Source organism: Bradyrhizobium sp. LeoB3 (genome assembly GCF_055456055.1).
The window spans coordinates 1-7,524 of record NZ_JBVBEF010000179.1 but is presented as its reverse complement, the minus strand read 5'-3'; the positions used below and the strand labels follow the sequence as shown (position 1 = coordinate 7,524).

Sequence of the window (7,524 nt, the reverse complement as noted above, 5' to 3'; positions counted from 1 at the left end):
GTGCCCACCATCCACGATCGGTGCAAGAAAGGTGGGCACGCTGCGCTTTGCCCACCCTACAACGCCTTCCGTCAGAACGCCGCCGGGACGTACATCTCCGGCGGGATCGGGCCGCGGTGATAGTCAGGATTGCGGACGCGCGGCGGCAGCACGACCGGGATGTGCTGCACCGATTGATACGGAATCTGTGTCAACAGATGCGAGATGCAGTTCAGCCGGGCGCGCTTCTTGTCGACGGCATCGACGATCCACCACGGCGAGTCGGGCAGGTGGGTGTGCTCCAGCATCGTCTCCTTGGCCTTGGTGTACTGCTCCCACCGCGACCGTGCCTCGACGTCCATCGGGCTCAGCTTCCATTGCTTCAGCGGATCCTGGATCCGCATCGTGAAGCGGAATTGCTGCTCGTCGTCGGTGATCGAGAACCAGTATTTGATCAGGATGGTGCCGGAGCGGATCAGCATGCGCTCGAACTCCGGCACCGACTTGAAGAATTCCTGGTATTGCTCGTCGGTGCAGAAGCCCATCACGCGCTCCACGCCGGCGCGGTTGTACCAGCTCCGGTCGAACAGCACGATCTCGCCGCCGGCCGGAAGATGCGCGACATAGCGCTGGAAGTACCATTGGGTCCGCTCCCGCTCGCTTGGCGCCGGCAGCGCCGCGACGCGGCAAATGCGCGGGTTGAGGCGCTGGGTGATGCGCTTGATCACGCCGCCCTTGCCGGCGGAGTCACGTCCTTCGAACAGGATCACGACCTTCTTCTTCTCGTGCTGCACCCAGTCCTGCAGCTTCACGAGCTCGCCCTGCAGCCGTAGCAATTCCCGGAAATAGAGCTTGCGATCGAACACAGGCAGGCCGGCCCGCGCGACGTCGTCGAGATCGTCCAGCCGCGTATCGTCGAGTTCGAACTCGAGTTCCTCGTCAAGATTGTCGGCGATTTCCTGGTTGATGCGCTCGCGCAGGGCGGCTTCGTCGATCGGAGTGGATGTGGTCATGGAGTGCTGTCTCTCGGCTGCTCACAGTCGGGATGTGGAGTGCCGGAATTGACGCTGCTTCTGTGACATCGGGATGACGAGCATCTCTACACTGGCGTCGCAGGCGTGCTAAGAAGCGCCGCTAACAACGAAAAGGGATGGGAGATAGCCCGATGATCACGCTGACTGCCAAAGACATCCTGCCGGAGGACGGCACCAACGGCACGCTGGTCGGGCGCGTCTGGTTGCCGCGTCGCGACGGACCGGCCGTGGTCGCTGTGCGCAGCGACGGTGTGTTCGATGTGACCGCGCGCTTTCCGACTGTCAGCGCATTGTGCGAGGAGAGCGATCCCGCCGCTGCGCTGCGCGCCTTCAAGGGCGAGCCCGTCGGCGACCTCGATACCATCGTGGCCAACACGCCGCCGGACCGCCGCGATCGGCAAAAGCCGTGGCTGCTCGCGCCGCTCGATCTGCAGGTGCTGAAGGCCGCCGGCGTCACCTTCGCCATTTCGATGCTGGAGCGCGTGATCGAGGAGCGGGCGCGCGGCAATCCCGCTTCCGCCGATGCGATCCGCAAGGAGGTGGTGCGGCTGGTCGGCGACGATCTCTCCAAGCTCAAGCCCGGATCGGAGGAGGCGATGCGCCTGAAGCAGGTGCTGATCGAGCAGCAGGCCTGGAGCCAGTATCTGGAAGTCGGCATCGGCCCCGATGCGGAGGTGTTCACCAAGGCGCCGGTGTTGTCCTCGGTCGGCGCCGGCATGGATGCCGGCCTGCATCCGAAATCGACCTGGAACAATCCGGAACCGGAGGTCGTGCTTATCGTCTCGAGCCGCGGCAACATCGTCGGCGCCACGCTCGGCAACGACGTCAACCTGCGCGACTTTGAGGGCCGCTCGGCGCTGCTATTGTCCAAGGCCAAGGACAACAACGCCTCCTGCGCCGTCGGCCCGCTGCTCCGCCTGTTCGACCGCAGTTTCTCGCTCGACCATGTGCGCAACATGGATGTCGGCTTGACCGTGAAAGGAACTGATGGCTTCGTCCTCGAAGGCCATTCGTCGATCAGCAAGATCAGCCGCGATCCGACCGACCTCGTGGCGCAGACCATCGGACCGGTCCATCAATATCCCGACGGCTTTGCGCTGTTCCTCGGCACCATGTTCGCGCCCGTAAAGGACCGCGATACGCCGGGCCAGGGCTTTACCCACAAGCGCGACGACATCGTCACGATCGCAGCCCCCGAGCTCGGCAAGCTCGTCAACCGCATGCGCTCAAGCGACGAATGCGAACCCTGGACGTTTGGGATATCGGCCCTGATGAAGAGCCTCGCAGTCCGTGGTTCGTAGGGTGGGTTAGCGAAGCTAAATATTTTTCAGTCTCGCGATGAGATCACGCGAGACTGCTTGAAACAAGATGAAACAGGTAAGTGCCTGACGGTACGGGCTAACTTCCATTTCGTGCCTCGTTTCTGCCGTCTCTCTTGGTCTCACTGCGAAGCACAGTATTTCGCACTTTTGTTAGCAGAGCTAACAGCAACCCGAGAGACGACATCCATGAGAACGAAGCTCACCGACGCGGCCATCCGGTCGTTCGCGCCGCGCGAGGCCCCTTACCCGGTCGGCGATCCCACCTGTCCCGGCCTCTGCATCAGGATCACGCCGAAGGGGGTAAAGACCTTCGCCTTCGCGTACCGCAACAAAACCACCCGCAAGGTCGAGTGGCTGACCCTCGGCCGCTACCCGGACCTGTCCCTGACGCGGGCGCGCGAACAGGCCAACGACGCGCGCAAGGTCGTCGCCAATGGCGGTTCGCCCCAGGCGGCCAAGGTCGAGCGCCTCGATGCTGAAAAAAAAACTAAGACCTATGCCGAGGTCGTCGCGCTCTATCACGACGCCAAGCTGGTCCTGCTCCGTTCCGGGAAAAAGACGCTCAATACGCTCAATCGCATCGGGCGCGTCTACGACTGGAACGACCGCCCGCTGTCCTCGATCACCGACGACGATGCCGCCGAAATGCTCCAGGACATCGCCGACGAGCGCGGCAAGAAAGCAGCGGCAAACCAGACCCGATTTATCCTTGGCGCGATGTTCAAGTGGGCGAAACAGCCCGGCCGCAAGTTCACGGCTATCAACCCTTTTGCGGACCTTCCCGCGCCCGGTGGGGCCTCCGTTCCGCGCGACCGCTTCCTGAGTACCGTCGAAATCAAACAGGTCTGGCGGGCTCTGGAGGAGCCGGAACGGTTCAAGGTGTCGCGCGATGCCGCAACCGCGCTGCGGCTGATCCTCGTGACGGCGGCACGGCCGGGGATGGTAGCGGGCATAGTTGGCAGCGAGCTTCGCGACCTCAGTGGGCCGAGCGAGCACGGTCCCCACTGGTCACTGCCCGCAGAGCGCATGAAGGCCGGTAGCCCGTTCATCACGCCGCTCACCGGCCTGGCGCTCGAACTGCTACGGCCGCACCTCAAGAGCGATCCGGATGTGCGGCTGTTCAAGCTAGCCGGGCGGCAGCAGTTGTACGAAGCGGCCCAGCGCATCGTCGAAGGCCTCGGGATGCAGCCGTGGCGGCCGCACGATCTTCGCCGATCCGCCGCGACGATCCTCGACAAGTCGGGCTACTCGCTCGAACAGATCGGCGCGATCCTCGCGCATACCCGCAAGGGCGTGACGGCGGTCTATGCTCGCTGGGACAAGTTCGACCTGCGGCGCGAGATGGCGACGGTCATCGAACGGTCATTGCGCGAAACGTTGACCGAGACGCCCCAAGTTGCACAACTCAACCGGGACCTGCTCGCGGCGTGAGATATAAAAGCGACGCCAGCGCCGGTCTGCACCCGGTCAGCACATCGCTGGCCGGGTTTTTCTCATTCCGGCCAGCGCGAGAGGGCCCGCGTCAATCGGTCAGGTTGAGCGTCTTATCGGCGCAGACGTTGATGCCGGACGCATCCATCGACTCGCCGTCGTTGAACATCCCGCGCAGATCGAAGCGGCAATCGCTGGCCTGCGGCAGCTTAGCCGACGCTTGCTTGCCGGATTTCACCGGGCCGACCAATTTCTTCCAGTCTGAAGAGCCGGACTCGGCCGCCTCCAGTTGGACTAGATCGGCTTTGCGCGAGTTCGTCACCGTCACTGTGACGGTGATTGCCGGCTTCGCCTTGTGCTTGGGCGTCGGCGCGGCCTGCGCGGTAAGGCCGAACAGAGTCGCTCCCGCGAGCGCCGCAGCAAGTGTCCGAGTGATCATCAGGTTCACTCCCTGGCTCAGATTCACCCCCTAGCATCACCACGACGCGCGACCCTTACGCCCACTGCGTTAAGCATCTGTTAAAACGAATCGGGTCCGGCTTGACGATTTCGCGGTCTTCTCGCGGCATCGGGTTGGTGTCGGGAGCGGATTTTGTGCTGATCGATCAACGCACCGCGCGCGAAAGCCGCTGATGCGCCTTTGCCTTGCCGGTGTCTGGGTAGCGGCGGCTCCGGAATAACGCATGGGGGCGGGGCTGGCTGGCGGGCCCTGGGAAGCAGGACTATCCTATCTTTCGCCGCGACTTCCTGCGCCAGTGATGTCCCCGCGTGCTACGTTCGCGGGATGACGAACCAAGCGACCAAGATCCTGCTCGCCCTGCTGACCGTTCGCGATGATGACCGGCACAGCCTCGGCGCACTCTCGCACAATAGCGCAGGTTCTTACGAGGTGATTGAATGAGCCAACGCGAAGTCTGGGTCTTCTGCGATTGCCCGGGATGCCCGCACGAAGCCGACATTTCGGACGTTGACGGCATGAACCTCTGCGCAGAGTGCTTCATCGAACATTCGGACGGCAAGCTAATCGACAAGATCAAGTACGACGAAGATGGCGAGCCGTATATGGAGGATGAGTTGTGAGTGCCAAGATGGCCATAGCCGCACTGCTCGCCGTTCTGGCGACCGCAGCCTCGGCGCAACAGCGCGCATTCTACGACTCGTCCGGCAAAGTCGTCGGCCGTTCAACGACGGACAGTCAGGGAACGACGACGTTTTACGACGGTCGCGGCCGGGTCACCGCGACGGAATTCAAAAGCGGGACTCTATACGACGAGCGCGGTCGGGTTTTGGGCAGGCGACAATGACGACCTACTCCGCTCGATTTCACATTGCCTGACTTATGCCGCCGATCACCTATAGCAAAGAGCCGAGAGCGGTGATCGCCACTCCGCACCGAATCATTTTGGTACTCCTTGCGAGCTGAGCTTCACGTCGCTGGTTTTGAGCCATCATCGCGCCGAGAGCACCTCCTTGGATATCGGTGCCGCCTTCATCACCCCCTGGGTTGTCACACACGATAATGCTATCGAACGCCGCCCCGGCAAGAAGAGCGGCAAGGGGTAAGACGGCAAACAATGCCACTTTACCTACCTGCACCGTGAGCCTTTGGAAAGCTAAAGCTCGAAATCGATACGCTCTAACACCGTTTCTAGGAAATCGAAGATGTAGACAGAAGCTTCCCAAAATTTCTTGTTCTGGGTACCCTTCAATTCTACTTCTCCGTCGCAATACCAACGTCTGCTAACTAACTCGTCGCCACTAAATCGGACGGCATCGTCATAAACCGCTCGAATTTCTTGAGCATGAATAATCTTGTTGCACGCTTCACGCAGATTGAAATCTGCGACACTGCCGTCAACCCTCAGGAACCCAATCTCGTTCTGACCGCTAGTCTGGTTAGCGTGCTCCCTATACTCATCGGCCTTCGCGGAGGTCGAAGCGATGTCGTCAAACGTCCGCACCAAAACAGCGAGTCGAAGCAGTTTTTCGCACAACTCTCGTTCAGCTAATTCATGATGAAGCTGAAAGATTCGCGATTCGGAAGGCACTCCCTCATCTGGCTCGATATCCGCGCTGTCTCCAGCCAGCTCTCCGCTCGCTGCAACGATGTTCACTACGTCGAAGCAGAGACCTCGGATTTGATCAATGCTAATGGGATGTGTCTGGCCTTGACTGGACCAATATGGGTTCTTCATTCCTGTGCCAATACAACTCTAGAACAAAAACTGCAAACCGGACCGCAGACTGAGAGCAAACGGTTAGAAGGTCCTCAAATGAGAACTTTGTAAGGGATACGGCGGCGCATCCGGAAACCAAGCAGGGCGGTGCCCCCGGGGCCGGTAAGGGCAAAGGCAAATTACAAGCCCGCCAGAATGGCGAGCTTCTATTCAGCAAAGATCTGTTTGGCCGCTGATGCGTCGGCACGCTGCGCGGTGTCTGGAGCGCCGACATCGAACGGGCGGAGCCCTTGAGGCGCGGTGTTCCCTGTGCCCCGCGCTCCCGGCGCGCTGTACGGCCGTCCTACGGTCTCGCTGCCCGTTGCTTGCTGCTCCCGATGTGCGGTGCCGTCCGTCATCGAGCGCTGGCAACGTGGCCGAGGTTCGAGGTGTGGTGCGATGCCCGAGGTCGAGGTCAGGGTGGCGTCAGCGCCGCTTGTGCTGCTTCGCGAAGATCGCGGCGGCGTAGTCCGATGCGACAGAACCGCGAGCGCGCACTCCGGTTCGAGATCGGAAATCTGTTCCTTCACTCAGGGGGTACGTGCGACTTGGCTTACTTCCTGAAGCGTTTGAGCAAGCCGTTCCAAGCCTTATTGGCGCCTCTGATATCGTCCCGCAGCTTCGCCTTCTCAAGCGTAACGAGATCACCGCAGCCCTCGCAGGCAAATTGCGGTTCGTCGTTAAGCCATGGCATCGCATTCTTATATTCATGGCCGGAACCAGGACGCGGAGGATTGACGTTAGCATCGTAGCAGATTGCCATGATCAAACTCCAGAGATTGCTGGACCGCATGCCTGAGGGAAGCGGACGGCTACCGCCAGTAACGATTTGGTACGCATGTGGGCCATCTCCTCTCTGAGGCGGACCACCTATTGGTAAATGGAGCAAACAAACTCGGAAATTCCGCTCCATGCCTTAGTGGCAAGCCCCTAAGTAGAGTCCCGGAGATGCCGCCGAAATGTCGTACTTTGGTGTGGATAGCGGTAACGGGGTTCGGCCCCGATGCGACGCCAGCCACTGCCCCGACGCCTGCCCGTCGCTTGCCGCTCGGCTCTTGCACTGCGACCCGGTCGGTCGCCGCCGCGCGGGCGATGGTCTCCGGTGGGATTATCCACCACGGTGTTGGATTTGGGTTCACCGGCAACGTTGGGGCGAGGCAGGGAACTATTTTGGCAACAGCCGATTGAATCAGGTGCCAACGCGCACAAGGAGGTGCTGCCATGCGCCTTCAGACATATCGGGACGAAAATCACTCCAGACACGTCGATTTCGTCGGCCACCACTGGTCAATTGACCTAGTCACCATAGCGGCTTCTGGCATCCTAGTGGTGGGCTTCGCCTGTGCCGTCGTAGCCCTCTGGGTCCACTAGCCGAGCCGGGCAAACATCGTGGGGCCGCCGCTGTCATTGAGCTTGTCTGCTCCAAAATAAGCTTTAGTCGTCGCGGCGATGCCGCCGATAATCTGCGGGCACTTGCGCGCTCGCAAAATATGGATTGATGACGCACACTGCTGCGCGGCCCGATGCCGACGCCTTGCACTG

Annotated in this window: 9 protein-coding genes; 4 read left to right on the top strand and 5 right to left on the bottom strand. The window is 61.1% G+C overall.

All coding sequences use genetic code 11. The features are described from left to right. Positions 1–71 precede the first annotated feature (71 nt). Entirely contained in the window at positions 72–992 is a 921-nt protein-coding gene (ppk2, locus tag ACZXDY_RS43770; protein ID WP_464349749.1) for a polyphosphate kinase 2, read from the bottom strand. A 152-nt stretch (positions 993–1,144) separates the two neighbouring features. Here ppk2 and ACZXDY_RS43765 point away from each other — a divergent pair, with 152 nt between their 5' ends. Together ACZXDY_RS43765 and ACZXDY_RS43760 are read left to right on the top strand one after the other, a co-directional pair. After that, positions 1,145–2,314, top strand: a complete 1,170-nt coding sequence (locus ACZXDY_RS43765) for a fumarylacetoacetate hydrolase family protein (protein WP_464349748.1) — start codon at positions 1,145–1,147, stop codon at positions 2,312–2,314. 207 nt (positions 2,315–2,521) lie between these two features. Continuing rightward, positions 2,522–3,766 (top strand): tyrosine-type recombinase/integrase, encoded by a 1,245-nt coding sequence (locus ACZXDY_RS43760; protein WP_464349747.1) that lies wholly within the window; start codon positions 2,522–2,524, stop codon positions 3,764–3,766. Positions 3,767–3,857: 91 nt separating this feature from the next. On the opposite strand, the gene ACZXDY_RS43755 is transcribed toward ACZXDY_RS43760, so the two are convergent. Further along, complete coding sequence (locus ACZXDY_RS43755; protein ID WP_464349746.1) at positions 3,858–4,205, bottom strand: hypothetical protein; 348 nt, start codon at positions 4,203–4,205, stop codon at positions 3,858–3,860. 458 nt (positions 4,206–4,663) lie between these two features. On the opposite strand from ACZXDY_RS43755, the gene ACZXDY_RS43750 reads away from it, so the two are divergent. Continuing rightward, entirely contained in the window at positions 4,664–4,846 is a 183-nt protein-coding gene (locus ACZXDY_RS43750; protein ID WP_028163640.1) for a hypothetical protein, read from the top strand. Then, positions 4,843–5,070 (top strand): hypothetical protein, encoded by a 228-nt coding sequence (locus ACZXDY_RS43745; protein WP_028163641.1) that lies wholly within the window; start codon positions 4,843–4,845, stop codon positions 5,068–5,070. Before ACZXDY_RS43750 ends, ACZXDY_RS43745 begins: the two co-directional genes overlap by 4 nt. 309 nt (positions 5,071–5,379) lie before the next feature. Here ACZXDY_RS43745 and ACZXDY_RS43740 read toward each other — a convergent pair whose 3' ends face one another. The 3 genes from ACZXDY_RS43740 to ACZXDY_RS43730 form a co-directional block, all read right to left on the bottom strand. After that, complete coding sequence (locus ACZXDY_RS43740) at positions 5,380–5,880, bottom strand: hypothetical protein (RefSeq protein WP_464349745.1); 501 nt, start codon at positions 5,878–5,880, stop codon at positions 5,380–5,382. 655 nt (positions 5,881–6,535) lie between these two features. Then, the gene (locus tag ACZXDY_RS43735; protein ID WP_464349744.1) at positions 6,536–6,745 is read right to left on the bottom strand and encodes a hypothetical protein; all 210 of its coding nucleotides are present in this window, start codon (positions 6,743–6,745) and stop codon (positions 6,536–6,538) included. A gap of 671 nt (positions 6,746–7,416) precedes the next feature. Continuing rightward, positions 7,417–7,524 (bottom strand): DUF3551 domain-containing protein (locus ACZXDY_RS43730; RefSeq protein WP_464349750.1); only part of this gene is annotated, 108 nt, incomplete at its 5' end.

Bases quoted from the DNA above. Each gene is read 5' to 3' on its own strand.
- ppk2 (WP_464349749.1), bottom strand. From the start codon at position 992: ATGACCACATCCACTCCGATCGACGAAGCCGCCCTGCGCGAGCGCATC.
- ACZXDY_RS43765 (WP_464349748.1), top strand. From the start codon at position 1,145: ATGATCACGCTGACTGCCAAAGACATCCTGCCGGAGGACGGCACCAAC.
- ACZXDY_RS43760 (WP_464349747.1), top strand. From the start codon at position 2,522: ATGAGAACGAAGCTCACCGACGCGGCCATCCGGTCGTTCGCGCCGCGC.
- ACZXDY_RS43750 (WP_028163640.1), top strand. From the start codon at position 4,664: ATGAGCCAACGCGAAGTCTGGGTCTTCTGCGATTGCCCGGGATGCCCG.
- ACZXDY_RS43735 (WP_464349744.1), bottom strand. From the start codon at position 6,745: ATGGCAATCTGCTACGATGCTAACGTCAATCCTCCGCGTCCTGGTTCC.
- ACZXDY_RS43755 (WP_464349746.1), bottom strand. From the start codon at position 4,205: ATGATCACTCGGACACTTGCTGCGGCGCTCGCGGGAGCGACTCTGTTC.